The organism is Pseudomonas sp. TE3899 (assembly GCF_056279105.1).
In genome coordinates this window covers 5,352,121-5,377,892 of sequence record NZ_JBWBQR010000001.1, presented here as the reverse complement: position 1 = coordinate 5,377,892, position 25,772 = coordinate 5,352,121, and the positions used below count along the sequence as shown (strand labels likewise).

The window sequence follows — 25,772 nt, the reverse complement described above, 5'->3', positions numbered from 1 at the left end:
AGCGGGGTGCGTATGCTAGCATACCGACCCCGCAGGGTAGTGCCCAACGGCTATTCTGCGGTGATGGCATTGTTGCCGTCCGGGTCAGCATCTGTTGACCATTTCCTGCCATTTTTCTCCGGGATACAGGTTTACGCAGATGAGCAAGACTTCTCTCGATAAGAGCAAGATCAAGTTCCTTCTTCTCGAAGGCGTCCACCAATCGGCTGTCGACGTTCTCAAGTCGGCTGGCTACACCAGCATCGAGTACCTCACCGGTTCTCTGCCGGAAGCCCAGTTGAAGGAAAAGATCGCTGATGCGCACTTCATCGGCATTCGCTCCCGCACTCAACTGACCGAAGAGATCTTCGATCACGCGAAGAAGCTGGTCGCTGTCGGCTGTTTCTGCATCGGCACCAACCAGGTTGACCTGAACGCTGCCCGCGAACGCGGTATCGCCGTGTTCAACGCGCCGTACTCCAACACCCGCTCCGTGGCCGAGCTGGTGCTGGCCGAAGCGATCCTGTTGCTGCGCGGCATCCCTGAGAAGAACGCTTCCTGCCACCGTGGCGGCTGGATCAAGAGCGCGGCCAATTCCTTCGAAATCCGTGGCAAGAAGCTCGGCATCGTCGGTTACGGCTCGATCGGTACTCAGCTGTCGGTCCTGGCTGAAGGCCTGGGCATGCAGGTGTTCTTCTACGACACCGTGACCAAGCTGCCGTTGGGCAACGCGACTCAGGTCGGCAAACTGACCGACCTGCTGGCCATGTCCGACATCGTCACCCTGCACGTTCCGGAAACCGCCGCCACCCAGTGGATGATCGGCGAGAAGGAAATCCGCGCCATCAAGAAGGGCGGCATCCTGATCAACGCCGCGCGCGGCACTGTGGTTGAGTTGCAAGCCCTGGCAGACGCGATCAAGGACAAGCACCTGATCGGCGCGGCCATCGACGTGTTCCCGGTGGAGCCGCGCTCCAACGACGAAGAGTTCGAAAGCCCGCTGCGTGGCCTGGACAACGTGATACTGACCCCGCACATCGGCGGTTCCACCGCTGAAGCGCAAGCCAACATCGGTCTGGAAGTGGCGGAAAAACTGGTCAAGTACAGCGACAACGGTACGTCCGTTTCGTCGGTGAACTTCCCGGAAGTGGCCCTGCCGGCTCACCCTGGCAAGCACCGTTTGCTGCACATCCACGAGAACATCCCGGGTGTGATGAGCGAGATCAACAAGGTCTTCGCCGAAAACGGCATCAACATTTCCGGTCAGTTCCTGCAGACCAACGAGAAAGTCGGCTACGTCGTGATCGACGTCGATGCCGATTACTCGGAAATCGCCCAGGAGAAACTGCAGCACATCAACGGCACCATTCGTTGCCGGGTCTTGTTTTAAGAGCAGCTACAAGCGATAAGCTTCAAGCGGCAAGTTGAGTTCGCTTTTGCTTTGACTTGTGGCTTATAGCTTGAAGCTTGCAGCTATAAAAAAAGGGAGCCCCCAAAAGGGGCTCCCTTTTTTTATTTCACATTGACGGTGATCTTTTTCGACACGATGGGCGGATCGAAGGCCATATGGTTCATGTCGCCTAATTCCAACTGCAAGGTGTGCTTGCCAGGTGTCAGCGTCAGCTCGGTTTCGGTTTGCGCCTTGCCAAAATGAACGTGATTGGCATCTGCCGGGATGACTGCGCCTGCAGCCACAACATCCTTGGCATCGATCAGCAAATGGTGGTGGCCGGTGTTCTTGGTGGTATCGCCCGCGGGCGCCAGCGCAACATTCTCGACAGCGAATTTAACCTTGAAGGTTTTCTGGACAGTCCCACCATCTTCAGGAGAAACGATGGACACTTCCGCACCTTTAGGGGCCGGGGTAGCAGCGCTGGCGAGCACCGACACACCCATCAACAGGCCAGCCAATGCTGCTCGTGACATAAACGTTTTCATTCTCTTCTCCAGTTTTTCCGTAAAATCCGCGTGACCGTATCTAACTTCACGGCCATTCGTTGTCGAAGGCACTCGACAACCATAGCAAAGCGCGCCTGAATCAGAGCGTCGCAATAATGAATTCAAAGGAGTGACCATGCGTTTCTTGCCTGGCCTGATCTGCCTGCTACCCCTTTTGAGCCCTTTGGCTCATGCCGAACTGATTGACGATGTATTCGACCGTGGCGAATTGCGCATTGCTCTTGAGGCTAATACACCGCCATTCAATTTCAAGGACGACGGCAAACTGACCGGGTTCGAAGTCGAGTTGGGTCAACTGCTGGCCAATGAACTGGATGTGCGCGCCGACTTCGTCGTGACCGATGCCGCCGATCTGCTGCCAGGTGTTGAAACCGGCAAGTACGACGTCGCCATCAACCACATAGCAATGACCGCGGATCTGAAGGATCGTTTCGACTTCAGCGCGCCTTACAGCCACACCGATGCGCAATTGATCGCGCAGAAAGAAGAGCAGCCACAGTCGATGTTGCTGGTGCAGACGTTGAAGGAAGAAGCGCCCAAGGCCAGCGAGCCGGTGAGCCTGGCGATTCCGTTCCAGAAAGGTAACCCGGCATTCCACGCCAGCCTCGATAACGCGTTGCAGCGGATCAAGGCGGATGGTCGGCTGGAGGCGTTGACGCAGAAGTGGTTTGGGGCGGATACGAGTGTCGAGGCCAAGCCCTGATTTCAGGCTCGCCCCTTAAAGGTTTGTCCAAGTCGTCAGTCTTGTGTGAGCAAAGCGGCGGCTTCGGCCAATTCCAGTTCGCTGAACACTTGAACGCCATGGCGCTTGAGCAATGCCGCCGTCACCCCTTCGCCACTGACTTTCACGCCGCTGAAAGTCCCGTCATAGGTCAGCAAATTCCCGCAAGACGGACTGTTGGCCTTCAACACCGCAATCCGGATGCCGTGCTTTTGCACCAACTCCAGCGCTTGATAAGCCCCCGACAGAAACTCGGCACTGACGTCTTCACCTTCAGTGGTCATCACCGACGCATGCCCATCCAGCACCTCACCACCCTGCCCACCCGGAATCTCTGCCGCCGCCCTCGGTGTCGGCAACCCTCCGGCCACTTCCGGGCACAACGGCACCACCCGGCCCTCGGCGATCCATTGGTCCAGTAGATCAAACGGCCCACTCGCCCCGCCGTCGTAACGCACGCGATGGCCGAGCAGGCAGCGGCTTACCAGAATTTTTTGCATGATCAGAACGGCTCGTTACCGCGACGGCGGAACCAACCGGTCAATGACAGGCGATCCCGGGTCGCGGGCAGGACTTCGTGGGGCACTTCGCCCGACAGGAACACAACCAGGCAGCCGCCGGTGGGCACCACATTGTGTTCAACGCCACCGTCCAGGTACATGCGCAGTTCGCCGCCGTGTTCCGGCAGCCAGGCGTCGTTGAGGTAGATCACCGCCGAGACCATGCGCCGGTCGTCGTCGCGAAAACGGTCCACGTGCTTGAGGTAGAACGCGCCGGGCGGGTACAGGGCGAAATGGCTTTCGAAATCTTCCAGACCGAGGAACAGGCCACGATTCATCGCCTCGCGCAGGCTGTCCATCAAGCTCAGATAACTGTCGCAGGCCTCTGTCTCGCCGGGTTCGAGCCACTGGATGTGATCACCACGGATTCCTTCGCGAATCTCCGACGTTGGCCCGCGCCCCACCGCCGCCGGGGCCAGTTCACCTTCGGCCGCACGTTTACGGCACTCAGCCGCCAACGCTCGGGTCAGATCCAGAGGCAGGAAAATATTCTGCTGCGACCAGCCCCGTTCGGCCAGGTCGTCGACGATACGTAACAGCAGCGGGTGATCAGAGGGTATTTGCATGGCGCGCATAGTATTCCTGTGCCTGCAAATCCGACAGAGCCGCGCGGCGGGCTGATACGAATTCTCGACAAGTTCCTGTACCGCACGGAGAATAGTCGCCTGCCGACAGGAGTCCCTATGCGCCGTTTGCTTTTTTCACTGTTGATGCTCTGTGTTTTGCCCGCCTGGGCAGACGGCCACGACCAGTTGTACAAGGTCGCCGGTTGGCCAGACCAACGTGCGCATTTTAACGACGCCCTCTCGGCCGCCCAGCAGCGCTACCAGAACAGCCTGCCGCCCGCCGTCTTCCAAGCGTTGGTCAACAACAGCAACCAGCGCTTCGCCCCCCAGGCCATGGACCAGCGCGCCGAAGCGCAACTGCGCAAGACCCTCGCCGATCCGAAACCGGCCCTGGCGTTTTTCCAGACCCCGCTGGGCAAGAAGGTCGTCGCCGCCGAGTTGCTGGCGACCCGACGCGATCAACTGGCGAAAAACGCCAAGGGCTTGCCCAAGATTGAGGCCAGTGACACGCGCCTGCTGATCATCGGCCACCTGGCCCAGGCCCTGCCCGCCCGCGAGGCCGGTGCCGAAGTCACCCTGGCGATTGCCGGGGTCGCGGCGGACAGCTTGAGCTCGATGATCCCGGGCCTGCTCGGCGGCGGTCAGGCCCCCGGGATGTTGAATGGTCAGCGCCAGCGGCTGATGGATCAGATTGGCGCCGATCTGAACAACACGCTGCTCTACGTCTATCGCGACTTGTCGGATAACGAACTGGAAGAGTTTGCGACCTTTGCCGAGTCGGATGAGGGCAAGGCGTATTACCAGGCGGCGTTGGCGGCGATTCGGGCGGGGTTGGCGGTGGGGCAGTAGGATTTTCGCCGCCCGGAAGATTGCCTTCGCTGTAGGAACGAGGCTTGCCCGGGAAGAGGCCGGAACGACCGCTAGAGATTCCGCCCCTTGATCCGCTTCGTCAGAAACCCGAAATACTCCTCCCGAAACGCCACCGTCTCATTCGCCAAATGGTGCCGCGCCTCCGGCAGCATCAACACCTGCGGCCGATCGAACTTGGCCTTCAACACCTCCAGGTTGTGCTCCCAATCCACGGTCATGTCTGCCTGCCCCTGCACAATCAGTGGCCGCCGCGGACTGTTCGTCGACGCCTCGATACGCTTGATCCAGCGTTTCAGCGCACCGACCCACGCGGTCGGCAAACGCAGCGGCTGCAACGGGTCGGCTTGCAGGAAGGGCAGGAACGCCGGGTCATTGGAGTTCTCGCTGAAGCGCCGGGCGATGCCGTTGACGAAGGGCTTGAGCAGGTAATAACTCAACTGCGACCAGCCCCAGGCCCGTGGTCGTACCAGCGGCGACAGCAGGATCACCTGACCTTGCGCCGGGCTCTCCGCGCCCTGACTCAGCACATGGTCGATCACAATCGCCCCGCCGGTGCTCTGTCCGAACAAGTGCCACGGCTGTGGTAATTCCAGGGACCGCGCTTCGGCGAACAAGCCTTGCAAGGTGTCCTGATACTCGGCGAAATCCTTGATGCTCGCGCGCTCGCCACTGGACAGGCCATGCCCCGGCAAGTCGCAGGCAATCACCGCGAACCCCTGATCCAGCGCCCACTCGATCACATGCCGATACAGCCCCGTGTGATCGTAGAAACCGTGAAACAGGAACATCGTCGCCTTCGCCCGCTCCGGCCACCAGACCTGGCTGACCACTTCATAACCATCGACCTGAAACCGCCCCAGGCCACGGCGCAGCGTGCGCCCCGGCAAATCCAGCCCATAGAACGCTTGATAGGCCAGGCCCTCCGTCGACAGCGGCTGCCAATCAGCCAATGGCCGCAGGCTGGCGCGCAAATGATCGGGGTCGAAAGTAGCAAGCATGGGTAATTCCAGAACGCGAAACAGACTTTATGGGCCTGCGATATTCATCTGTCGCGGCAAGCATGGCAAGCTGGGCGACCTTCGAGGATTGAAACCCATGCGTTCGGCCTACCGCACCACACTGCTTGCCAGCCTGCTCGCCCTTGTGTGCGCCGGCGTGCTGTGGGCCGCTTACGACTGGTTTCAGGGGCGCTACCTGCGGGCGTTCAGCGAGCACACCGCGGTGTTTTCCGGCGACCCGTTGCGCCTGCCCGACGACCTCGCCGGCCCCGGTGCCGTCCGCCTGGTGCATTTCTGGGACCCGGCCTGCCCGTGCAACGTCGGCAACCAACAACACCTCACCGAACTCGTCGAGCTGTATGTACCCAAGGGCGTCGAGTTTTACGCAGTCCAAAAACCCGGTAGCCACGGCCAGTTGCCCAGCACCTTGAGCCGCCTGAAAACCATCACCGTGCTGCCCGGTTCCGAGCAGATCCCCGCCAGCCCGGCGGTGGCGATCTGGGACCGCGCCGGCAAACTCGCGTATTTCGGCCCTTACAGTGAAGGCCTGACCTGCAATTCGAGCAACAGCTTTATCGAGCCGATCCTGCAAGCACTGAACGAAGGCCGCACAGTCAACGCCACCCACACCCTGGCGGTGGGTTGCTACTGCCCGTGGCCGGTGGAAGTGAAATAAGGCATTGCGGACAATTCGAGGACGGTGGTGCCCGGCACGGAAGGTCTGTGCTACATGTTTGCAGCCCACACGGGTGGCAACCGAAAAGAACAAGGAGTCACCATGAAACGCGTCCTGACCGTACTCGCCTTGCTGCTCGTCGCCCTCGCCATCGGGGTTGGCGGCTACGTCTACAGCAAGCAGCCGACGCGCCAGGGCCAGGTGACGTTGAACAATCTTCAGGGCTCGGTGACCGTGCGCTACGACGAGCGCGGTGTGCCGCATATCCGCGCCGAAAACGAAACCGACCTCTACCGCGCCCTCGGCTACGTGCACGCCCAGGACCGCTTGTTCCAGATGGAAGCCATGCGTCGCCTCGCCCGGGGTGAACTGGCGGAAGTCCTCGGGCCGAAACTGGTGGACACCGACAAACTGTTCCGCAGCCTGCGCATCCGCGAGCGCGCCGAGAGTTATGTGGCCGCGCTCGATCGGCAGTCACCGGCGTGGAAGGCCCTGCAAGCCTACCTGGACGGGATCAACCAATATCAGGACACCCACGCCGCGCCCGTTGAGTTTGACGTGCTGGGGATCCACAAGCGCCCCTTCACCGCCGAAGACACCATCAGCGTCGCCGGCTACATGGCCTACAGCTTTGCCGCGGCGTTTCGCACCGAACCGTTGCTGACCTACGTGCGCGATGAGCTCGGCCCCGAGTACCTGAACATCTTCGACCTCGACTGGCAGCCCAAAGGCGTGCTGGTCAAGGCACGCAGCAAACCGGGCCCGGCCCTGGCCGCCGGCGACTGGCAAGACCTGAACGCCCTCGCCCGTTTGAGCGACCAAGCCCTGGCCGACAATGGCCTGCCGCAGTTCGAAGGCAGCAACGCCTGGGCTATCTCCGGCAACCGCAGCAAAAGCGGCAAGCCACTGCTGGCCGGTGATCCGCATATTCGCTTCTCGGTGCCGTCGGTGTGGTACGAGGCGCAACTGTCGGCGCCGGGCTTCGAACTGTACGGCCATCATCAGGCGCTGGTGCCGTTTGCCTTTCTCGGCCACAACCTGGATTTCGGCTGGAGCCTGACCATGTTCCAGAACGACGACCTGGATTTGATCGCCGAGAAGGTCAACCCGGACAATCCGAACCAGGTCTGGTATCGCGGCAAATGGGTGGACATGGTCAAGACCGAGCAGCAGATCGCGGTGAAGGGCCAGGCGCCGGTGACGCTGACCCTGCGCCAGTCGCCCCACGGCCCGATCATCAACGACGCCCTCGGCACCGCCGCCGGCAAGACCCCAGTGGCGATGTGGTGGGCGTTCCTCGAAACGCCGAACCCGATTCTCGAAGGTTTCTACCAGCTCAATCGCGCCGACACCCTGGCCAAGGCCCGCGCCGCCGCTGCCAAGGTGCAGGCGCCAGGATTGAACATCGTGTATGCCAACGCCAAGGGTGATATCGGCTGGTGGGCCTCGGCGTTGCTGCCCAAGCGTACGGCTGGAGTGAAGCCCGGCTTCATCCTCGACGGCAGCACTAATCAACCGGACAAGGAAGGCTTCTACCCCTTCAGCGCCAACCCCCAGGAAGAGAACCCGGCACGGGGCTATATCGTCTCGGCCAACTTCCAGCCGGTTTCGCCGACCGGGATGGAGATTCCCGGTTACTACAACCTTTCGGATCGCGGTCAGCAGCTCAATCGCCAGCTCAGCGACAAGAGCGTGAAATGGGACAACGACGCCAACCAGAAGCTGCAACTGGGCACCACCACCGCTTACGGCCCGCGCCTGCTCGCGCCGTTGCTGCCGGTGCTGCGTGACGTTGTAAGCGACCCGGCCGAACTCAAACTGGTGGAGCAACTGGCTCAGTGGCCAGGCGATTACCCGCTCAGTTCGATCAGCGCCACGGTGTTCAACCAGTTCCTGTTCAACCTGACCGATGCGACGCTGCACGATGAGTTGGGCAACGACTTCTTTGAAACCCTGCTCTCGACCCGGGTGATCGACGCCGCGCTACCGCGTCTGGCCGCCAGCGCCGATTCGCCGTGGTGGGACAACCGCAACACCCCGGCCAGGGAAACCCGCGCCGACACGGTGAAAGTGGCGTGGCAGGCGAGCATCGCGCACCTCAAGACCGTCCTCGGTCCTGATTTCGCGCAGTGGCAGTGGGGCAAGGTGCATACGCTGACTCACGGTCATCCGCTGGGGGCGCAGAAGCCGTTGGACCGGATCTTCAACGTCGGCCCGTTCGACGCGCCCGGCACCCACGAAGTGCCGAACAACCTCTCGGCCCGGATCGGCCCGGCGCCATGGCCGGTGACCTATGGTCCTTCGACCCGACGCCTGATCGACTTCGCCGACCCGGCCCACAGCCTGACCATCAACCCGGTCGGCCAGAGTGGCGTGCCGTTTGACAGTCACTATGAGGATCAGGCGGAGGCGTATGTCGAGGGGATGTACATGCAGGCGCATTTCAGTGATGAGGAAGTGACGGCGAATACACGGAGTACGTTGAAGCTGTTGCCGGCGCGGTAGATTTTTGGAGGCCGCGAAGAGGCCATCACTGACACCAAAAATCTAAATCCCGCGCCGCACCCGCCCCGGCGCCTCCCCATAAATCTCCTTGAATTTCTTGCTGAACGCCGCTTGGGACTGATACCCCACCTGCACCGCAATATCACTCAACCCCAGATGCGATTGGCTCAACAAACTGAACGCCAATTCCATCCGCACCTGCGTCAGCAACACCCACGGTGACACCCCGGCCACCTTCACAAACGCGCGCATGAACGTGGCCCGGGACATGCTCGCCGCTTCCGCCAGACTTTCGATGGTCCACTCGTGAGCTGGATCGGCCAGCATCGCTTGCCAGGCACGACCCAGGCGTTTGTCGCCGAGCAGCGCCAGGGTGCCGCTGGCCGGTCCCAGCGTCGCCAGGTGCGCCCGCAGCATCAGGGTGAACAACGCCTGGGACAGGGCGTCGAGCAAAAACTTCGCCCCGGCCTGATTGCCCTCCGCCTCCCCGCGCAACACCTGGACCAACGCTGGCAACGGCCCATTCGCCGGCAACGCGCCGCTGGGGATCACCAGATAGTCCGGCAGCGACGCAAACAGCAGCGAGGCGCGGTTGTAGTGAAAGGTCCCGCAGAGCATGTCCAGATCGGCACTGGCGCCACCAATTCGATGCACCGGCAACGCGCCGCCGCGGATGATCTTTTGTGCCGTGGGCGCGACGGTTTTCCCGGGGCTGTGGATCACGTGAGGCGTGCCGCCGGGCAGCAGCAGGATGTCGCCCGCGCGCATGGGCAGGCGCTGGCCGTCGGGAAATTCCACGCGGCACTCGCCGGCCAACACGATGTGGTACGGCGCCATGCCCAGCGCTTGCTGCTCGTGGGCCAGAGCCCAGTCGCCCTGGAACTGGCAGCGCAAATCCAGCGTGCCGCGCACGTTGGCCAAAGTGATGAGTTTATCGATCGGATTCATTTGAGCGCATCGAAGAAAGAACTGAGCGGATCGAACAAACCCGAACCGCGCCAAAGGACAAAACTGAGCGTGTCGAAACAGTACACCCAACCCGCTGAGGAGTTAACGCTATGTTCCATAACTGGTCCGAACTGCTGCCCACCATCCAGAAAGCCTTTGGCGCCCTGGGCAAGAGCAACCCGAAAATGGTCAAGGCCTACATGGCCCTTGGCGAAGCGGCTGCGGAAAACGATGTGCTGGATGCCAAGACCCGCGAGCTGATCTCCATTGCCGTGGCGATCACTACCCGTTGTGATGGGTGTATCGCGGCGCATACGGATGCGGCGATCAAGGCTGGGGCGAGTCGCGAAGAAGTCGCCGCGACACTGGCGACGGCGATTTCGCTGAATGCCGGGGCGGCGTACATCTACTCGCTGCGCACGCTGGAGGCGTATGACTCACTGAAAGGTTGAGCGCACCGATCGTTCCCACGCTCTGCGTGGGAATGCCGCCATGGACGCTCTGCGTCCGCCTTTGGGACGCGGAGCGTCCCGGGATGCATTCCCACGCAGAGCGTGGGAACGATCGGCGTTAGACCATCGCCGCAAAGTTCAGCCTGAACTGTTGCGGCGTCACGCCCAGTCGGCGGTTGAACACGCTGCGCATGTGCTGGGCATCGCGAAACCCGCATTGATACGCCACCGTCTTCAGCGGCGACGTGGTGCTTTCCAACAGCACCCGCGCCGCATCCACCCGCGCCCGCTCGACGAATTCCGCCGGGGTCACTTTCGCTTCCTTGGCAAACACCCGTGAAAAATTGCGCGCGCTCATGTTGGCCGCATTCGCGAGATCGGCGAGGGTCAAGTCGCCGGTAAGGTTGGCGAGCACATAGAGCTGCACCAGCGCCACCGCCGAGGTCGGTTCGGCGTGGGGCGTGAGGAACGGACTGAACTGCGATTGCCCGCCAGAGCGCTGGGTGAACACCACCAAACGCTTGGCCACGCTGAGCGCCACTTCCGGGCCGTGATCGCGCCCCAGCAGATACAGCGACAGATCGATTCCCGCCGTGACCCCCGCCGAGGTGTAGAGCTCGCCGTCCTGCACGTACAACCGATCCGCGTCCACCTGGGCGGACGGACACAACGCCGCCAGCGCCACCGCATCGCCCCAATGCGTGGTGACGGTGCGCCCATCGAGCAACCCGGCCCGGGCCAGCATGAACGCACCGTTGCAGATCGACCCAAACCGCTGCGCCCGCGCGCAGGCCTCGCGCAGCCAGGTGTCGAACGTCGCGCCGAAATTCAGGAACGGCAACTGCGGCCCGCCCGCCACCAACAGCAAGTCGTAAGCCTCCAGCGCTTCGCTGAAATGCCGGTGCGCGTTCAGGGACAAGCCGTTGGAACACGGCATCATCCCGCGCTCGACCCCGATCACCTCCAGCCGATAGTGATCCTCGGGCGCGAGGAACCGATTGGCCTCGGCGAACACATCCATGGGGCCGGTGACGTCCAGGGACTGCACACCGGAAAACACCACGATGGCGACGGATTTTTGCATGGTTCGAAACGCCTCTGACTTCAGACCTGTGGCAAACACAAAACCTGTGGCGAGGGGGCTTGCCCCCGTTGGGCTGCGAAGCGGCCCCATTTCAGGCTCACCGCGTGTGCCGGGATGGCGAGTGCTGCGCACTCCAACGGGGGCAAGCCCCCTCGCCACAATGGGTCATTCGCAACCAACCCTAGCGAAACACCGCCCAACAAGCGAGGTTGGCGCGATATGCATGCTCATTGGCCGGGATCGCAGCCATGGATCGATTGTCCGGTTTCGGGTGCGGGCACAGACTTTCCCCATCAGCGCCGCCACGGCGTTCCCCACGAGGAAAGCACCATGAGCAGCATCATTGCCGGCATCAAAATCCCCGACAGCGCATTGGCCAGTGCCACCACCGAATACATCCGCGACGTCGAATCCGACTTGTTGTTCCACCACTCGCGCCGGGTATTCCTGTTCGGCGCCTTGAGCGGTGAACGCAAGCAACTGGCTTACAACCCGGAGTTGCTCTACGTCGGCGCGATGTTCCACGACCTGGGTCTGGTGGAAGGTCAGCGCAGCGATAACGAGCGGTTTGAAGTCGACAGTGCCAATGCGGCCAAGGCCTTCCTCAAGCCTTACGGGTTGAGCGAGGACGATATCGAACAGGTGTGGTTGTCGATTGCCCTGCACACCACGCCAGGCGTGCCGCAACACCTGCGGCCGAATGTGGCGCTGGTCACGGCAGGGGTTGAGATGGATGTGCTGGGTATCGATTACGCCGCGTTCCCGACGGCGCAGCGCGAGGCGGTGGTGCATGCCCACCCCCGTGGCGAAGGCTTCAAGGAATGCATCCTGTGTGCGTTCGCCAATGGCTTCAAACACAAGCCCGACACCACGTTCGGCACGGTGAACGCGGATGTGCTGGTGGACAGCGAGCCGGGGTTCAAGCCGATGAACTTTGTCGAGATCATCCGCAAATCCCCTTGGGCTGCCTGACCCCACACTGATCGTTCCCAGGTTCTGCGTGGGAATGCAGCCCGGGACGCTCCGCGTCCCAAAGCGTGACGCGGAGCGTCACAAGAGGCATTCCCACGCGGAGCGTGGGAACGATCATCAGGCCACTTCCGGCGCCTGTTGCGCCCGGCGCACGTCCGGTTGCTTCCAGGAATCGGCAGCGCCTTCTTCGATCGCTTGCTGAATCGCCTTTTTGCGCGATTCTTCGGCGCGGCGGCTGAAGAACCACACCAGGAAAGTCACGATCGACACCGCCAGCAGAATCAGACTGGCCACCGCGTTGATTTCCGGCTTCACGCCCAGACGCACCGCCGAGAACACTTCCATCGGCAGGGTCGTCGACCCCGGACCCGACACGAAGCTCGCCAACACCAGGTCATCCAGCGACAGCGCGAAGGACATCATCCCGCCCGCCGCCAGCGATGGCGCGATCATCGGAATGGTGATCAGGAAGAACACCTTCCATGGCCGCGCACCCAAGTCCATGGCGGCCTCTTCGATGGACAGGTCCAGCTCACGCAAGCGCGCCGACACCACCACCGCCACATACGCCGCACAGAACGTGGTGTGGGCGATCCAGATGGTGACGATGCCGCGTTCCTGGGGCCAACCGATCATCTGCGCCATGGCCACGAACAGCAGCAACAGCGACAGACCGGTGATCACTTCCGGCATCACCAACGGCGCGGTGACCAGGCCACCGAACAGCGTGCGGCCCTTGAAGCGCGTGATCCGCGTCAGGACGAACGCCGCCAATGTGCCCAGCGCTACGGCCGCAATCGCGGTGTAGCAGGCGATTTCCAGCGAACGCACCACCGAGCCCATCAGTTGGGTGTTGTCGAGCAAACCGACGTACCACTTGATCGACCAGCCACCCCACACCGTTACCAGTTTCGAGGCGTTGAACGAGTAGATCACCAGGATCAGCATCGGTGCGTAGATGAACAGCAGACCCAACACCAGCATCAGGCTGGAGAAACGGAAGTTCTTCATTCTTTGCCCTCCATTTCCTTGGCCTGACTGCGGTTGAACAGGATGATCGGCACAATCAGGATCGCCAGCATCACCACCGCCAGGGCGGACGCCACCGGCCAGTCACGGTTGTTGAAGAACTCTTGCCACAGCACTTTACCGATCATCAGGGTTTCCGGACCGCCGAGCAGTTCCGGGATCACGAACTCGCCCACCACCGGAATGAACACCAGCATGCAGCCGGCGACGATGCCGTTTTTCGACAGAGGAATGGTGATCTTCCAGAAGCTGTTGAAGGTGCTCGAACCCAGGTCGGACGCGGCTTCCAGCAGGCTGTTGTCGTGCTTCACCAGGTTGGCGTAGAGCGGCAGGATCATGAACGGCAAGTACGAATACACAACGCCGATGTACACCGCGAGGTTGGTGTTGAGGATCTGCAGCGGTTCGTTGATCCAGCCCATGGTCATCAGGAAACCGTTGAGCAGACCGTTGTTGCTGAGGATGCCCATCCACGCGTAAACGCGGATCAGGATTGCGGTCCAGGTCGGCATCATGATCAGCAGCACCAGCACCGTTTGCAGCTCTTTACGGGCGCTGGCAATGGCGTAGGCCATCGGGTAACCGATCAGCAGGCACAGCACGGTGCTGATCAGCGCCATCTTCAGCGAGCCGAGGTAGGCGGCGATGTACAACTCGTCGTCGCCGAGCATCGCGTAGTTGCCCAGGTTCAACAGCACCTGGAGCTTCTGGTCGATGAAGCTGTAGATCTCGGTGTACGGCGGGATAGCCACGTCGGCTTCGGCAAAGCTGATCTTCAGGACGATGAAGAACGGCAGCATGAAGAACATGAACAGCCAGATGAACGGAACCCCGATGACCAGTTGGCGGCCACCGGGAATTATTCGGTTGAGGCGGCGTTTGAATTTGCGCATGTTCATGAGCGAAGTACCACGCCGCTGTCATCTTCCCAGTACACGTAGACCTGATCGCCCCAGGTCGGACGCTGGCCACGGCGCTCGGCGTTGGCGACGAACGATTGCACCAGTTTGCCGCTCGGCAATTCGACGTAGAACACCGAGTGACCGCCGAGGTAGGCGATGTCATGCACCTTGCCGCTGGACCAGTTGTACTCGCAGGTCGGCATTTCGGCGGTGACCAGCAGTTTCTCCGGGCGGATCGCGTAGGTGACGGACTTGTCCTGCACCGAGGTGCTGATGCCGTGGCCGACGTAGATCTGCCGATCCAGGTCTTTGCAGGTGATGGTCGCGTGGCCTTCAGCGTCGTCGATCACTTCGCCTTCGAAGATGTTGACGTTGCCGATGAATTCGCAGACCAGGCGACTGGTCGGGGTTTCGTAGATGTCGATCGGGCTGCCGATCTGGGCGATCCAGCCCAGGTGCATGATCGCGATGCGCTCGGCCATGGTCATGGCCTCTTCCTGGTCGTGGGTCACCATCACGCAGGTTACGCCGACGCGCTCGATGATCTCCACCAGCTCCAACTGCATTTGCGAACGCAGCTTTTTATCCAGTGCGCCCATCGGTTCGTCGAGCAGCAACAGCTTCGGCCGCTTGGCCAGCGAACGGGCCAGGGCCACACGCTGACGCTGGCCACCGGACAACTGATGCGGCTTGCGCTTGGCGTACTGCGTCATCTGAACCAGCTTGAGCATGTCCGCGACACGGGCATCGACTTCAGCGGCGGGGATCTTGTCTTGCTTAAGGCCGAAGGCAATGTTCTGCGCCACGGTCATGTGCGGGAACAAGGCGTAGGACTGGAACATCATGTTGATCGGTCGCTCGTACGGCGGCATCTCGGTGATGTCGACGCCGTCGAGGTAAATGCGCCCCTCCGTGGGCCGTTCAAACCCTGCGAGCATGCGCAGCAAGGTGGATTTGCCCGATCCCGAACCGCCGAGCAGGGCGAAGATCTCGCCTTTCTTGATTTCCAGGGACACGTCGTCCACGGCAATCGTCTCGTCGAACTTCTTCGTGACCCGGTCGATTTTGACCAACACCTGTTTAGGTGTCTGGTCGCCCTCGAGGGCTTTCTTATAGGCGCCGGAGGCAACTGCCATTTACGAAACTCCCAGAAAAAAAGAGTGCAGTTCGCCCGAGGTGGGCCAACTTTGGATAGTTTGAGCCTTGAAGCTATTTACCCGTCTTGACCGTGGTCCAGCTGCGGGTCATCAAACGTTGAATCTTGGGCGGCAGCTCGACCGACACGTAGGTCTTGTCGAGCACGGCCTGCGGTGGATACACCGATTCGTCCGTGCGGATGGATTGCTCCATCAATTTGTCCGAGCCAGGGTTGGGGTTGGCATAGCCGACCGAATCACTGACCTGGGCAATCACTTCAGGTTTGAGCAAATAGTTGATGAAGGCGTGGGCTTCCTTGACGTTGGACGAGTCCTTTGGAATCGCCAGCATGTCGAACCACAGCGCCCCACCCTCTTTCGGAATGGTGTAGGCCACCTTCACGCCCTTGCCCGCTTCGGCGGCCCTGGCCTTGGCCTGGAACATGTCGCCGGAGAAACCGATGGCGATGCAGATGTCGCCGTTGGCCAGGTCGGTGATGTATTTGGACGAGTGGAAGTAGGTCACGTACGGGCGCACCGCGAGCAGCTTGGCGGTGGCCTTTTTGTAATCGTCAGGGTTGGTGCTGTTGGCGTTGAGGCCCATGTAGTTGAGCACGGTGGGCATCATTTCATCGGCGGAATCGAGGAACGCCACGCCGCAGCTGTGCAGTTTCTTGATGTTCTCCGGCTCGAACAGCACGCTCCAGGAATCGATCTTGTCGACGCCCAGCACTTGCTTGATCTTGTCGACGTTGTAACCGATGCCGTTGGTGCCCCACAGGTACGGCACGGCGTACTGGTTGCCCGGATCGTTCTGTTCCAGGCGCTTGAGCAGCACCGGGTCGAGGTTGGCGTAGTTGGTCAGCAACTTGCGGTCGAGCTTCTGGAACGCGCCCGCCTTGATCTGCTTGCCGAGGAAGTGGTTGGACGGCACGACCACGTCGTAGCCGGTGCGCCCGGCCAGCAACTTGCCTTCCAGGGTTTCGTTACTGTCGAACACGTCGTACACCGGTTTGATCCCGGTTTCTTTCTGGAAGTCGGCCAGGGTGGTCGAGCCGATGTAATCCGACCAGTTATAAACATGCACCGTACCGGCGGCCTGGACACTGACGGCAAGCGTCAGCCCGGCGCCGACCAGCAGGGCATTGCGTAACAAAGAAAAAATAGGCACGTGGAGGTCCTCTAAAATTAGTTGGGCCCAAGTTGCCCAGCGTTACATGACAGCCATGGCTGCCTGGCAACAAAACCGGCGCGCAACTTACCCTCGATAAACCTTTCCAGCAAAACTTTCCGTCATTTAATTATTCCTGTTGCCGCCACCGCGCAGGCAGCGGCAACAGGATGTCGCCTCAAACCGGCTTATTTACCGGATTTGATCTTGGTCCAGCTGCGGGTCAGGTCACGCTGAGTAGCGGCCGGCAAATCGGCAATCGCGTACAACTTGGCCTGCACGTCGGCTGTCGGGTAGATGCCTGGGTCCGAGGTGATGTCCTTGCTCACGAACTGGGTCGCTTCGGCGTTACCGTTAGGGAAACGCACGGCGTTGGTGATGTCGGCCATCACTTTCGGCTGCAACAGGTAGTTCATGAACTTGTAGGCACCGTCGACGTTTTCCGCGTCTTTCGGAATAGCGACCATGTCGTAGAAGCTGCCCGCGCCTTCTTTCGGAATGGCGTAGCTGACTTTGACCTTGTCACCGGCTTCAGCAGCGCGGGACTTGGCTTGTTGCACGTCACCCGAGTAACCCACGGCTACGCAGATGTTGCCGTTGGCCAGGTCGGAGATGTACTTGGACGAGTGGAAGTAGGTGACCGAAGGACGAATCTTGAGGAACAGCTCTTCGGCTTTCTTGATGTCTTCTTTCTTCTGGCTGTCGGTTGGCAGGCCCAGGTAGTGCAGCGCGACCGGCAGCATTTCGGTCGGCGAATCGAGGAAGCTCACACCGCAGCCCTTGAGCTTGGCGATGTTTTCAGGCTTGAACAGGATGTCCCAGGAATCGATGGTGTCGACGCCCAACGCGGCTTTGACTTTCTCCGCGTTGTAACCGATGCCGATCGAGCCCCACATGTAAGGGAAGGCGTGTTTGTTGTCCGGGTCGCTGACGGAAACCGCTTTAAGCAGCGATTTGTTCAGGTTGCCGTAGTTGGACAGCTTGGACTTGTCCAGCTCCTGGTAAACCCCGGCCTTGATCTGCTTGGCGAGGAAGTTGTTCGACGGCACGACCACGTCGTAACCGGACTTGCCTGCCAGCAACTTGGCTTCCAGGGTTTCGTTGCTGTCGAAAACGTCATACACCACCTTGATCCCGGACTCTTTCTCGAAGTTCGCGATGGTGTCCGGTGCAATGTAGTCGGACCAGTTATAGACGTGCAGTACCTTGTCATCGGCCTGTACTGCACCCGCCATCACGCCCATCAGGGACATGGCGAGGAGGGTCTTGCCAGCTATCTTCATACCTAATGCCTTCATGTGGGTAATGCTCCAATTTTTCTTTTTAACCACGCGCTCAGCGGCCTGTTACTGGGCATCCGAACAACCGGTAGTCTGGCAAGTTCCGAGGCAGGCTTTCAAGGAAAGACCCCTCCTTTATTTGCACTGGGCGAAGTGCCGACCGCACACCTCGCCCAGAGCCTAGCACTTAGCCCTGCAACGCACTCAGGGTCAGGTCCAGGCACTTGCGCGCCTTGGCCACCAACTCATCGATTTCCGCCTTGGTAATCACCAATGGCGGGGAGATGATCATGGTGTCGCCCACGGCACGCATGATCAGGCCGTTGTCGAAGCAGAAAGTGCGGCAAATCATGCCCACGCCCTTGCCTTCGTAACGTTTGCGAGTGGCCTTGTCCTGGACCAGTTCGATGGCCCCCAACAGACCGACGCCGCGCACTTCTCCCACCAACGGGTGATCGTTCAGTTCCCGTAGACGCTTTTGCAAATAGGGTGCCGTTTCGGCGTGGACGCGCTCGATAATTTTTTCTTCGCGCAGGATGCGGATGTTTTCCAACGCTACCGCTGCGGCTACCGGGTGCCCGGAGTAGGTGAAACCGTGGTTGAAATCGCCACCCTCGTTGAGCACCTTCACCACTTCGTCACGCACGATCAGGCCACCCATCGGGATGTAGCCGGAGGTCAGGCCCTTGGCGATGGTCATCATGTCGGGCTTCAGATCGTAGTAATCGCTACCGAACCACTCACCAGTACGACCGAAACCACAGATCACTTCGTCGGCCACGAACAGGATGTCGTACTTGGCGAGGATTTCCTTGATGCGCGGCCAGTAGCTGTCGGGCGGCACGATCACGCCACCGGCGCCCTGAATCGGCTCGGCAATAAAGGCACCGACGTTATCCACGCCCAGTTCCAGGATTTTCTCTTCCAGTTGATTGGCGGCCCAGATACCGAACTCGTCCGGGCTCATGTCGCCGCCTTCACCGAACCAGTACGGCTGGGCAATGTGGACGATGCCCGGGATCGGCAGGTCGCCCTGTTCGTGCATGTACGTCATGCCGCCCAGGCTCGCGCCGGCCACGGTGGAACCGTGATAACCGTTCTTGCGGCTGATGATGACTTTCTTGTTCGGCTGGCCCTTGATCGCCCAATAGTGGCGGACCATGCGCAACATGGTGTCGTTGCCTTCGGAGCCGGAACCGGTGAAGAACACGTGGTTCATGCCTTCCGGCGCGATGTCGGAAATCGCCTTGGCCAGCTCCAGTACCGGCGGGTGAGCGGTCTGGAAGAACAGGTTGTAATAAGGCAGTTCGCGCATCTGCTTGGCAGCGGCGTCGGCCAGTTCATCGCGACCGTAACCGATCGCCACGCACCACAGGCCGGCCATGCCGTCGAGGATCTTGTTGCCTTCGCTGTCCCACAGATAAACGCCCTTGGCGCTGGTGATGATGCGCGGGCCTTTCTCTTTGAGCTGCTTGAAATCGCTGAACGGCGCCAGGTGGTGCTCGCTGCTCAAGGCTTGCCATTCACGGGTTTGCGGGTTGTTGCTGGTCATGCGAATTCTCCTAGTTATCCAGTGAAGGGCGCGGAAACTTCCGTCCGCGCCCCGGCGTATCAGACGGCGAAGAGCAGGAATTCCCGCTCCCACGAACTGATCACGCGCTTGAAGTTTTCATGCTCGGCCCGCTTGACCGCGACGTAGCCAGTAATGAATTTCTTGCCCAGGTATTTCTCGATGGTCGCGCTGTGTTCCATGCGTTCCAGCGCGTCTTCGATGGTCAGTGGCAGGCGCAGGTTGCGGCGTTCATAGCCACGGCCCACCACCGGCGCACTCGGGTTCAAGCCTTCGACCATGCCGATGTAGCCGCAGAGCAGGCTCGCGGCAATCGCCAGGTACGGGTTGGCGTCGGCGCCCGGCAGGCGGTTTTCCACCCGACGGTTTTGCGGGCCGGCATCCGGCACGCGCAGGCCTACGGTGCGGTTCTCTTCGCCCCACTCCACGTTCACCGGTGCCGAGGTGTCCGGCAGGAAGCGGCGGAACGAGTTGACGTTCGGGGCGAACAGCGGCAGCAGCTCGGGGATCAGTTTCTGCAAACCACCGATGTGGTGCAGGAACAACTGGCTCATGGTCCCGTCTTCATTGGAGAAGACGTTCTTGCCGGTCTCGATATCGATGATGCTCTGGTGGATATGCATCGCGCTGCCGGGTTCGCCGGTCATGGGCTTGGCCATGAACGTCGCCGCGACGTCGTGCTTGAGCGCGGCTTCGCGCATGGTGCGCTTGAACACCAGGATCTGGTCGGCCAGGGACAGGGCATCGCCGTGACGGAAGTTGATTTCCATCTGCGCCGTGCCGTCCTCGTGGATCAGTGTGTCGAGGTCCAGCTCCTGCAGTTCGCACCAGTCGTAGACGTCTTCGAACAGCGGGTCGAACTCGTTCGCCGCTTCAATGGAGAACGACTGGCGACCGGTTTCCGGGCGACCGGAACGGCCGATGGGCGGTTGCAGCGGGAAGTCCGGGTCTTCGCAGCGCTTGGTCAGGTAAAACTCCATTTCCGGCGCCACGATCGGCTGCCAGCCCTTGTCGGCATAGAGTTTCAGGACCTTCTTCAATACGTTGCGCGGCGACAGCTCGATCGGGTTGCCTTGCTTATCGTAGGTGTCGTGGATCACCTGAGCCGTGGGCTCGATAGACCAGGGCACCAGGTACACCGCGTTCTGGTCGGGGCGGCAGATCATGTCGATGTCGGCCGGGTCGAGCAGTTCGTAATAGATGTCGTCTTCGACATAGTCGCCGGTCACGGTCTGCAACAGAACGCTCTCGGGCAGGCGCATGCCTTTTTCGGCAATGAACTTGTTGGTCGGCGAAATCTTGCCCCGGGTGATCCCGGTCAAGTCGGCGATCATGCATTCGACTTCTGTGATCTTGTGGTCTTTCAACCAATCGGTGAGCTGGTCGAGGTTGTTACTCATAAATGCCTCTGGGCTGAGTTTCCTGACTCTGATAAGTCAGGCGTTGTTTGACGCATCGGCGTCGCGTGTTACAGATTGCCACTGCAAGGGCCGCGCACAAACACCCGCCGCGACCAGGGCGTGGGTGAGAGAGAGCGTAGCCGGACGTGCAGAATCATGAGCAGGGCCCGACGCATTGGCCGGGCCGCTGAAGTAAAACGGTTCTATATTGGGAGTACGGGCAGTAAAGAGAATGTCGTGCAGACCGTCCAGAATATCGGACGGGGCCAGCGAGGCCACCGGGGAAGGAAGAGTCGACGGCACGCCTTTGGCAACTTGGGCCTTGGCGTGAACGCAACGATCGCCACTGATGTGATAAGCATGCAGACCGTTCTGCCCAGAGCAGACGGCGACGCCGATTGACGGCAGGCGAGACATGAAGCACCCCGGTATTATTGCTGTTATGGGTTTGAATCGAGCTTAGCCTTGTTCATTTTTTTACACAACACCCCCGTAAAAAATACAACACGGCCCGCTCAAGCCTGCGGGCGCCAAAGCGTCCAAAGGCATAAAAACGCCCCAAACTGCCTCAAAAAAGCCGCGTGAGCGCTTTTTTAGGGCAAAAAAGGCCTCGCTTGACTTCGGCATGCCGTTCGGGTTGACTGAAACCCGAAGAGATCAATGATTGATATTTTTAACAACAAAGGTGTTGCATCATGTCGGTACCCCCGCGTGCCGTTCAGCTTAACGAAGCGAACGCGTTCCTTAAGGAACATCCTGAGGTTCTGTACGTTGACCTTCTGATTGCGGATATGAATGGTGTGGTGCGCGGCAAGCGCATTGAACGCACCAGCCTCCACAAGGTTTACGAGAAAGGCATCAACCTGCCGGCCTCTCTATTTGCTCTGGATATCAATGGCTCGACGGTGGAAAGCACCGGCCTGGGCCTGGACATCGGCGATGCTGACCGAATCTGCTATCCAATCCCCGACACCCTGTGCAATGAGCCTTGGCAAAAGCGCCCTACCGCGCAACTGCTGATGACCATGCACGAAATCGAAGGTGAACCTTTCTTCGCGGATCCCCGTGAAGTCTTGCGTCAAGTGGTGACCAAGTTCGATGACATGGGTCTGACGATCTGTGCCGCGTTCGAACTGGAGTTCTACCTGATCGACCAGGAAAACGTGAACGGCCGACCGCAACCGCCACGCTCGCCGATCTCCGGCAAACGCCCGCATTCGACACAGGTCTACCTGATCGACGACCTCGACGAATACGTCGACTGCCTCCAGGACATTCTGGAAGGTGCGAAGGAGCAAGGTATCCCGGCCGACGCCATCGTCAAGGAAAGTGCCCCGGCGCAGTTCGAAGTGAACCTGCACCACGTCGCCGACCCGATCAAGGCTTGCGACTATGCGGTACTGCTCAAGCGCCTGATCAAGAACATCGCCTACGACCATGAGATGGACACCACCTTCATGGCCAAGCCTTACCCAGGCCAGGCGGGTAACGGGCTGCACGTCCACATCTCGATTCTCGACCGTGACGGCAAGAATATTTTTGCCAGCGAGGATCCCGAGCAGAACGCCGCACTGCGTCACGCGATCGGCGGTGTGCTCGAGACCCTACCGGCGCAAATGGCTTTCCTGTGCCCGAACGTCAACTCGTACCGTCGTTTCGGCGCACAGTTCTACGTGCCGAACTCGCCGTGCTGGGGCCTGGACAACCGGACCGTGGCGATTCGCGTACCGACCGGCTCGTCCGATGCGGTGCGTATCGAGCACCGCGTGGCCGGCGCCGATGCCAACCCGTACCTGCTGATGGCTTCGGTCCTGGCAGGCGTGCATCACGGCCTGACCAACAAGATCGAGCCGGGCGCGCCCGTGGAAGGCAACTCCTACGAGCAGAACGAGCAAAGCCTGCCGAACAACCTGCGTGATGCACTGCGCGAGCTGGACGACAGCGAAGTCATGGCCAAGTACATCGATCCGAAGTACATCGATATCTTCGTGGCCTGCAAGGAAAGTGAGCTGGAGGAATTCGAACACTCTATCTCCGACCTTGAGTACAACTGGTACCTGCATACCGTTTAAGCGGTTGCCGTGAAAAAAGAACGCCGTCGGCTGATGAAGCTGACGGCGTTTTTTTATGGCCTGCATAAAACCCTGTGGCGAGGGGGGCTTGCCCCCGTTGGGCGGCGTAGCAGCCCCAAATTAAACCAGACACACCGCATGAGCCGGATTTGGGAGTGCTGCGCACTCCAACGGGGGCAAGCCCCCTCGCCGCAGGGTATGGCTCAATCCCATCCTCTGCGTACAATGCCCGCTGCCCCGCAGGAGACTCCAATGACGCGCCCCGCCCCTATCCGCAAACCCCGCGCACGCAGCCAGGCGCGGATCGATTCGATCCTCGATGCCGCCCGCACGCTGCTCGCCGCCGAGGGCGTGGCCAGCCTGTCGATCTACAGCGTCGCCGAGCGTGCGGAGATTCCGCCCTCCTCCGTCTACCACTTCTTCGCCAGCGTTCCGGCCCTGCTCGAAGCCCTGACCGCCGACGTCCACGCCGCGTTCCGCGCCTGCCTGCTAGAACCGATCGACCACGCAGCCCTCAGCGGCTGGCGTGACCTGTCGCGGCTGGTGGAACAGCGCATGCTCGACATCTACGGCGAAGACGCCGCCGCCCGCCAGTTGATCCTTGCCCAACACGGCCTGACCGAAGTCACCCAGGCCGACCGTCAGCACGACATCGAACTGGGCGACTTGATGCACAAGCTGTTCGATCATCACTTCGAGCTGCCGAGGCTGCCCAAGGATGTCGATGTGTTTGCGTTGGCCATGGAGCTGGGGGATCGGGTGTATGCACGTTCGGTGCAGCAGCACGGGCAGATCACACCGCGAATGGCCGAGGAAGGGATGCGGGTGTTCGATGCGTATCTGGGGCTTTACCTGCCGCCGTACTTGCCCAAGCGCACCCTCTGATCGTTCCCACGCACCACGGGGGAATGCCTCCAGAGACGCTCTGCGTTCCAATGGGACGCGGAGCGTCCCGGGCTGCATTCCCACGCAGAGCGTGGGAACGATCGGGGCCTACCTTTCGGCATTGTTTACAACTTGGCGATCGACACTTCAGTGGATTTCACGAAGGCAATCACTTCGCTGCCGACCACCAGTTCCAGCTCTTTCACCGAACGGGTAGTGATGACGGAAGTAACGATGCCCGACGCGGTCTGCACGTCGATTTCCGACAGCACGTCACCCAATACGATTTCCTTGATCGAGCCTTTGAACTGGTTACGAACGTTGATGGCTTTGATAGTCATGCGATTTCTCCTCGAGTCGAAATGAGCCGCAAGCTCCAAGCTACAAGCCGCAAGTAAAAGCGCTCTGCTTCTTCTTGCCGCTTGAAGCTTGCAACTTACCGCTGCTTCTATTGCGCCCAACGCAGTTGCGTAGGCAAGGGTGAAACGGGTTCCGGTTCCGGCGGCTCGCCCGGCAGGGACAGCACGCGGTTGAGGACTTCGGTTTCCAGCGCCGCCAGCCGATGGGAGCCGCGCACCCGAGGGCGCGGCAGTTCCACGTGCAGGTCGAGGCCGACTTCGCCGTCTTCGATCAGGATCACCCGATCGGCAATCGCCACCGCTTCACTGACGTCGTGGGTCACCAGCAACACAGTGAAGCCGTGCTTTTGCCAGAGCCGTTCGATCAGCTGCTGCATTTCAATTCGGGTCAGGGCATCCAGGGCGCCCAAAGGCTCATCCAGCAGCAGCAAGCGCGGTTGATGGATCAGCGCGCGGGCCAGGGCCACACGTTGCTTCTGCCCACCGGACAGCGCGGCTGGCCACTCATTGGCGCGATCCGCCAGGCCCACCGACTCCAGCGCTTCCAACGCTTGAGGGCGCCAGTTGCCCTTAAGCCCCAGGCCGACGTTGTCGATGACCTTTTTCCACGGCAGCAGACGCGCTTCCTGGAACATCAATCGCGTGTCTTCCCGGGCATCGCTCAGTGGCGCCGAACCGGCCAGCAGCTCGCCGCCCGTAGGCTTGTCGAGACCGGCGAGCAAGCGCAGCAGGGTACTTTTGCCACAGCCGCTGCGACCGACCACCGCCACGAATTGCCCGGCCGGAATATGCAGGTCGACCTCGCGCAGCACTTGCCGCGAACCAAAGGTCTTTTGCAGCTTGCGCACGGCCAGCGGAATCCCGCGCAGCAGGCGTGGAGGTTGTTGAGCGGTCATGCGGCACCTCCTTTGGCAACCTGATACGCCGGATGCCAGCGCAACCAAACGCGCTCAAGTCCACGGGCCGCGAGGTCAGCCAGTTTGCCGAGCACCGCGTACAACAGAATCGCCAGCACCACCACGTCGGTCTGCAAAAACTCCCGGGCATTCATCGCCAGGTAGCCAATGCCGGAACTGGCGGAAATGGTTTCGGCCACGATCAGCGTCAGCCACATGAACCCCAGAGCGAAACGCACACCGACCAGAATCGAAGGCAACGCCCCCGGCAAAATCACCTGACGGAACAGGCTGAAACCGGACAAGCCATAACTGCGCGCCATCTCTACCAGCGCCGGATCGACGTTGCGGATGCCGTGATACGTGTTGAGGTAGATCGGGAACAACGTGCCCAGGGCCACGAGGAAAATCTTCGCCGACTCATCGATGCCGAACCACAGGATCACCAGCGGAATCAGCGCCAGGTGCGGCACGTTGCGGATCATCTGCACCGAACTGTCGAGCAGGCGTTCGCCCCACTTCGACAGACCGGTGATGAAACCCAAGGCCAGACCAATGCCGCCGCCAATGGTGAAACCGAGTGCCGCACGCCAGCCGCTGATGGCCAGGTGGGTCCAGATTTCACCGCTGCGCACCAGACTCACGCCCGCCTCGATCACCGCGATGGGCGCCGGCAGGATCCGCGTCGACAACCAGCCCGCCGACACCGACAACTGCCACACCGCCAACAGCAACACCGGCAACGCCCAGGGCGCGAGGTTGTGGATAATTCTTTTCATGGC

Annotated in this window: 25 protein-coding genes and 1 pseudogene; 9 read left to right on the top strand and 17 right to left on the bottom strand. The window is 60.7% G+C overall.

Annotated features, from left to right (window positions below; translation table 11 throughout):
• Nucleotides 1–139: 139 nt before the first annotated feature.
• Nucleotides 140–1,369, top strand: a complete 1,230-nt coding sequence (gene serA / locus ACZ89E_RS24410; RefSeq protein ID WP_123404055.1) for a phosphoglycerate dehydrogenase — start codon at nucleotides 140–142, stop codon at nucleotides 1,367–1,369.
• Between the two features lie 122 nt (nucleotides 1,370–1,491).
• Here the strand turns inward: serA and ACZ89E_RS24405 are convergent, their stop codons facing one another.
• Nucleotides 1,492–1,917: a DUF4399 domain-containing protein gene (locus ACZ89E_RS24405; RefSeq protein WP_463258778.1), complete on the bottom strand. Its 426-nt coding sequence runs from the start codon at nucleotides 1,915–1,917 to the stop codon at nucleotides 1,492–1,494.
• Nucleotides 1,918–2,053: 136 nt separating this feature from the next.
• Here ACZ89E_RS24405 and ACZ89E_RS24400 point away from each other — a divergent pair, with 136 nt between their 5' ends.
• Nucleotides 2,054–2,641 carry a transporter substrate-binding domain-containing protein gene (locus ACZ89E_RS24400; RefSeq protein ID WP_476256611.1) on the top strand — a complete coding sequence of 196 codons (588 nt, stop codon included), beginning with the start codon at nucleotides 2,054–2,056 and terminating at the stop codon, nucleotides 2,639–2,641.
• Between the two features lie 35 nt (nucleotides 2,642–2,676).
• Here ACZ89E_RS24400 and ACZ89E_RS24395 read toward each other — a convergent pair whose 3' ends face one another.
• Together ACZ89E_RS24395 and ACZ89E_RS24390 are read right to left on the bottom strand one after the other, a co-directional pair.
• Nucleotides 2,677–3,159, bottom strand: a complete 483-nt coding sequence (locus ACZ89E_RS24395; RefSeq protein WP_149660274.1) for a 2-thiouracil desulfurase family protein — start codon at nucleotides 3,157–3,159, stop codon at nucleotides 2,677–2,679.
• A 2-nt stretch (nucleotides 3,160–3,161) separates the two neighbouring features.
• Nucleotides 3,162–3,794 carry a 2OG-Fe(II) oxygenase gene (locus ACZ89E_RS24390; RefSeq protein ID WP_463258779.1) on the bottom strand — a complete coding sequence of 211 codons (633 nt, stop codon included), beginning with the start codon at nucleotides 3,792–3,794 and terminating at the stop codon, nucleotides 3,162–3,164.
• Nucleotides 3,795–3,902: 108 nt separating this feature from the next.
• Here ACZ89E_RS24390 and ACZ89E_RS24385 point away from each other — a divergent pair, with 108 nt between their 5' ends.
• Nucleotides 3,903–4,634 (top strand): DUF2059 domain-containing protein, encoded by a 732-nt coding sequence (locus tag ACZ89E_RS24385; RefSeq protein WP_149660272.1) that lies wholly within the window; start codon nucleotides 3,903–3,905, stop codon nucleotides 4,632–4,634.
• Nucleotides 4,635–4,705: 71 nt separating this feature from the next.
• Here the strand turns inward: ACZ89E_RS24385 and bipL are convergent, their stop codons facing one another.
• Complete coding sequence (gene bipL / locus ACZ89E_RS24380) at nucleotides 4,706–5,653, bottom strand: phospholipase BipL (RefSeq protein WP_463258780.1); 948 nt, start codon at nucleotides 5,651–5,653, stop codon at nucleotides 4,706–4,708.
• Nucleotides 5,654–5,750: 97 nt separating this feature from the next.
• Here bipL and ACZ89E_RS24375 point away from each other — a divergent pair, with 97 nt between their 5' ends.
• Together ACZ89E_RS24375 and ACZ89E_RS24370 are read left to right on the top strand one after the other, a co-directional pair.
• Nucleotides 5,751–6,329 (top strand): DUF6436 domain-containing protein, encoded by a 579-nt coding sequence (locus tag ACZ89E_RS24375; RefSeq protein ID WP_463258781.1) that lies wholly within the window; start codon nucleotides 5,751–5,753, stop codon nucleotides 6,327–6,329.
• Nucleotides 6,330–6,431: 102 nt separating this feature from the next.
• Nucleotides 6,432–8,834: a penicillin acylase family protein gene (locus tag ACZ89E_RS24370; protein WP_476256610.1), complete on the top strand. Its 2,403-nt coding sequence runs from the start codon at nucleotides 6,432–6,434 to the stop codon at nucleotides 8,832–8,834.
• A 42-nt stretch (nucleotides 8,835–8,876) separates the two neighbouring features.
• On the opposite strand, the gene ACZ89E_RS24365 is transcribed toward ACZ89E_RS24370, so the two are convergent.
• A complete protein-coding gene (locus tag ACZ89E_RS24365) occupies nucleotides 8,877–9,782 on the bottom strand; it encodes an AraC family transcriptional regulator (RefSeq protein ID WP_149660268.1) in 906 nt (301 codons plus the stop codon).
• 110 nt (nucleotides 9,783–9,892) lie between these two features.
• On the opposite strand from ACZ89E_RS24365, the gene ACZ89E_RS24360 reads away from it, so the two are divergent.
• Nucleotides 9,893–10,234, top strand: a complete 342-nt coding sequence (locus tag ACZ89E_RS24360) for a carboxymuconolactone decarboxylase family protein (RefSeq protein ID WP_169372601.1) — start codon at nucleotides 9,893–9,895, stop codon at nucleotides 10,232–10,234.
• Between the two features lie 118 nt (nucleotides 10,235–10,352).
• Here ACZ89E_RS24360 and ACZ89E_RS24355 read toward each other — a convergent pair whose 3' ends face one another.
• On the bottom strand, nucleotides 10,353–11,318 hold the full coding sequence (locus ACZ89E_RS24355) for a GlxA family transcriptional regulator (protein WP_476256609.1): 966 nt from the start codon (nucleotides 11,316–11,318) through the stop codon (nucleotides 10,353–10,355).
• Between the two features lie 330 nt (nucleotides 11,319–11,648).
• Here ACZ89E_RS24355 and ACZ89E_RS24350 point away from each other — a divergent pair, with 330 nt between their 5' ends.
• Nucleotides 11,649–12,290: an HD domain-containing protein gene (locus ACZ89E_RS24350; RefSeq protein WP_476256608.1), complete on the top strand. Its 642-nt coding sequence runs from the start codon at nucleotides 11,649–11,651 to the stop codon at nucleotides 12,288–12,290.
• 117 nt (nucleotides 12,291–12,407) lie between these two features.
• On the opposite strand, the gene ACZ89E_RS24345 is transcribed toward ACZ89E_RS24350, so the two are convergent.
• The 8 genes and pseudogenes from ACZ89E_RS24345 to ACZ89E_RS24310 form a co-directional block, all read right to left on the bottom strand.
• Complete coding sequence (locus tag ACZ89E_RS24345; protein WP_149660263.1) at nucleotides 12,408–13,301, bottom strand: ABC transporter permease subunit; 894 nt, start codon at nucleotides 13,299–13,301, stop codon at nucleotides 12,408–12,410.
• Nucleotides 13,298–14,179, bottom strand: a complete 882-nt coding sequence (locus ACZ89E_RS24340) for an ABC transporter permease subunit (protein WP_178129185.1) — start codon at nucleotides 14,177–14,179, stop codon at nucleotides 13,298–13,300. The genes ACZ89E_RS24345 and ACZ89E_RS24340 overlap by 4 nt, the downstream gene beginning before the upstream one ends.
• Nucleotides 14,180–14,214: 35 nt before the next feature.
• Nucleotides 14,215–15,357, bottom strand: coding sequence for an ABC transporter ATP-binding protein (locus tag ACZ89E_RS24335; RefSeq protein WP_149660261.1), 1,143 nt, complete (start codon nucleotides 15,355–15,357; stop codon nucleotides 14,215–14,217).
• A gap of 73 nt (nucleotides 15,358–15,430) precedes the next feature.
• A complete protein-coding gene (locus tag ACZ89E_RS24330) occupies nucleotides 15,431–16,528 on the bottom strand; it encodes a polyamine ABC transporter substrate-binding protein (RefSeq protein ID WP_149660260.1) in 1,098 nt (365 codons plus the stop codon).
• Nucleotides 16,529–16,716: 188 nt separating this feature from the next.
• Complete coding sequence (locus ACZ89E_RS24325; protein ID WP_149660259.1) at nucleotides 16,717–17,826, bottom strand: polyamine ABC transporter substrate-binding protein; 1,110 nt, start codon at nucleotides 17,824–17,826, stop codon at nucleotides 16,717–16,719.
• A gap of 169 nt (nucleotides 17,827–17,995) precedes the next feature.
• Nucleotides 17,996–19,360: an aspartate aminotransferase family protein gene (locus tag ACZ89E_RS24320; RefSeq protein WP_149660258.1), complete on the bottom strand. Its 1,365-nt coding sequence runs from the start codon at nucleotides 19,358–19,360 to the stop codon at nucleotides 17,996–17,998.
• Nucleotides 19,361–19,419: 59 nt separating this feature from the next.
• A complete protein-coding gene (locus ACZ89E_RS24315; RefSeq protein WP_149660257.1) occupies nucleotides 19,420–20,778 on the bottom strand; it encodes a glutamine synthetase family protein in 1,359 nt (452 codons plus the stop codon).
• A gap of 99 nt (nucleotides 20,779–20,877) precedes the next feature.
• A pseudogene (locus ACZ89E_RS24310) lies at nucleotides 20,878–21,195 on the bottom strand (gamma-glutamyl-gamma-aminobutyrate hydrolase family protein); the annotation flags it as partial.
• Between the two features lie 278 nt (nucleotides 21,196–21,473).
• Here ACZ89E_RS24310 and ACZ89E_RS24305 point away from each other — a divergent pair.
• Nucleotides 21,474–22,850, top strand: coding sequence for a glutamine synthetase family protein (locus ACZ89E_RS24305; protein ID WP_123404014.1), 1,377 nt, complete (start codon nucleotides 21,474–21,476; stop codon nucleotides 22,848–22,850).
• Between the two features lie 252 nt (nucleotides 22,851–23,102).
• Nucleotides 23,103–23,735: a TetR/AcrR family transcriptional regulator gene (locus tag ACZ89E_RS24300; RefSeq protein WP_476256607.1), complete on the top strand. Its 633-nt coding sequence runs from the start codon at nucleotides 23,103–23,105 to the stop codon at nucleotides 23,733–23,735.
• A gap of 125 nt (nucleotides 23,736–23,860) precedes the next feature.
• On the opposite strand, the gene ACZ89E_RS24295 is transcribed toward ACZ89E_RS24300, so the two are convergent.
• From ACZ89E_RS24295 to ssuC, 3 genes are all read right to left on the bottom strand, one after another.
• Nucleotides 23,861–24,076, bottom strand: a complete 216-nt coding sequence (locus ACZ89E_RS24295) for a TOBE domain-containing protein (protein ID WP_003229256.1) — start codon at nucleotides 24,074–24,076, stop codon at nucleotides 23,861–23,863.
• A 107-nt stretch (nucleotides 24,077–24,183) separates the two neighbouring features.
• On the bottom strand, nucleotides 24,184–24,990 hold the full coding sequence (gene ssuB, locus ACZ89E_RS24290; RefSeq protein WP_123509755.1) for an aliphatic sulfonates ABC transporter ATP-binding protein: 807 nt from the start codon (nucleotides 24,988–24,990) through the stop codon (nucleotides 24,184–24,186).
• On the bottom strand, nucleotides 24,987–25,769 hold the full coding sequence (ssuC, locus tag ACZ89E_RS24285) for an aliphatic sulfonate ABC transporter permease SsuC (RefSeq protein ID WP_133835504.1): 783 nt from the start codon (nucleotides 25,767–25,769) through the stop codon (nucleotides 24,987–24,989). Before ssuC ends, ssuB begins: the two co-directional genes overlap by 4 nt.
• Nucleotides 25,770–25,772 lie beyond the last annotated feature (3 nt).

Excerpts from the sequence above, each read along its gene's own strand:
- serA (WP_123404055.1), top strand. The coding sequence starts at position 140 with ATGAGCAAGACTTCTCTCGATAAGAGCAAGATCAAGTTCCTTCTTCTC.
- ACZ89E_RS24405 (WP_463258778.1), bottom strand. The coding sequence starts at position 1,917 with ATGAAAACGTTTATGTCACGAGCAGCATTGGCTGGCCTGTTGATGGGT.
- ACZ89E_RS24400 (WP_476256611.1), top strand. The coding sequence starts at position 2,054 with ATGCGTTTCTTGCCTGGCCTGATCTGCCTGCTACCCCTTTTGAGCCCT.
- ACZ89E_RS24395 (WP_149660274.1), bottom strand. The coding sequence starts at position 3,159 with ATGCAAAAAATTCTGGTAAGCCGCTGCCTGCTCGGCCATCGCGTGCGT.
- ACZ89E_RS24390 (WP_463258779.1), bottom strand. The coding sequence starts at position 3,794 with ATGCGCGCCATGCAAATACCCTCTGATCACCCGCTGCTGTTACGTATC.
- ACZ89E_RS24385 (WP_149660272.1), top strand. The coding sequence starts at position 3,903 with ATGCGCCGTTTGCTTTTTTCACTGTTGATGCTCTGTGTTTTGCCCGCC.
- bipL (WP_463258780.1), bottom strand. The coding sequence starts at position 5,653 with ATGCTTGCTACTTTCGACCCCGATCATTTGCGCGCCAGCCTGCGGCCA.
- ACZ89E_RS24375 (WP_463258781.1), top strand. The coding sequence starts at position 5,751 with ATGCGTTCGGCCTACCGCACCACACTGCTTGCCAGCCTGCTCGCCCTT.
- ACZ89E_RS24370 (WP_476256610.1), top strand. The coding sequence starts at position 6,432 with ATGAAACGCGTCCTGACCGTACTCGCCTTGCTGCTCGTCGCCCTCGCC.
- ACZ89E_RS24365 (WP_149660268.1), bottom strand. The coding sequence starts at position 9,782 with ATGAATCCGATCGATAAACTCATCACTTTGGCCAACGTGCGCGGCACG.
- ACZ89E_RS24360 (WP_169372601.1), top strand. The coding sequence starts at position 9,893 with ATGTTCCATAACTGGTCCGAACTGCTGCCCACCATCCAGAAAGCCTTT.
- ACZ89E_RS24355 (WP_476256609.1), bottom strand. The coding sequence starts at position 11,318 with ATGCAAAAATCCGTCGCCATCGTGGTGTTTTCCGGTGTGCAGTCCCTG.
- ACZ89E_RS24350 (WP_476256608.1), top strand. The coding sequence starts at position 11,649 with ATGAGCAGCATCATTGCCGGCATCAAAATCCCCGACAGCGCATTGGCC.
- ACZ89E_RS24345 (WP_149660263.1), bottom strand. The coding sequence starts at position 13,301 with ATGAAGAACTTCCGTTTCTCCAGCCTGATGCTGGTGTTGGGTCTGCTG.
- ACZ89E_RS24335 (WP_149660261.1), bottom strand. The coding sequence starts at position 15,357 with ATGGCAGTTGCCTCCGGCGCCTATAAGAAAGCCCTCGAGGGCGACCAG.
- ACZ89E_RS24325 (WP_149660259.1), bottom strand. The coding sequence starts at position 17,826 with ATGAAGGCATTAGGTATGAAGATAGCTGGCAAGACCCTCCTCGCCATG.
- ACZ89E_RS24320 (WP_149660258.1), bottom strand. The coding sequence starts at position 19,360 with ATGACCAGCAACAACCCGCAAACCCGTGAATGGCAAGCCTTGAGCAGC.
- ACZ89E_RS24315 (WP_149660257.1), bottom strand. The coding sequence starts at position 20,778 with ATGAGTAACAACCTCGACCAGCTCACCGATTGGTTGAAAGACCACAAG.
- ACZ89E_RS24305 (WP_123404014.1), top strand. The coding sequence starts at position 21,474 with ATGTCGGTACCCCCGCGTGCCGTTCAGCTTAACGAAGCGAACGCGTTC.
- ACZ89E_RS24300 (WP_476256607.1), top strand. The coding sequence starts at position 23,103 with ATGACGCGCCCCGCCCCTATCCGCAAACCCCGCGCACGCAGCCAGGCG.
- ACZ89E_RS24295 (WP_003229256.1), bottom strand. The coding sequence starts at position 24,076 with ATGACTATCAAAGCCATCAACGTTCGTAACCAGTTCAAAGGCTCGATC.
- ssuB (WP_123509755.1), bottom strand. The coding sequence starts at position 24,990 with ATGACCGCTCAACAACCTCCACGCCTGCTGCGCGGGATTCCGCTGGCC.
- ssuC (WP_133835504.1), bottom strand. The coding sequence starts at position 25,769 with ATGAAAAGAATTATCCACAACCTCGCGCCCTGGGCGTTGCCGGTGTTG.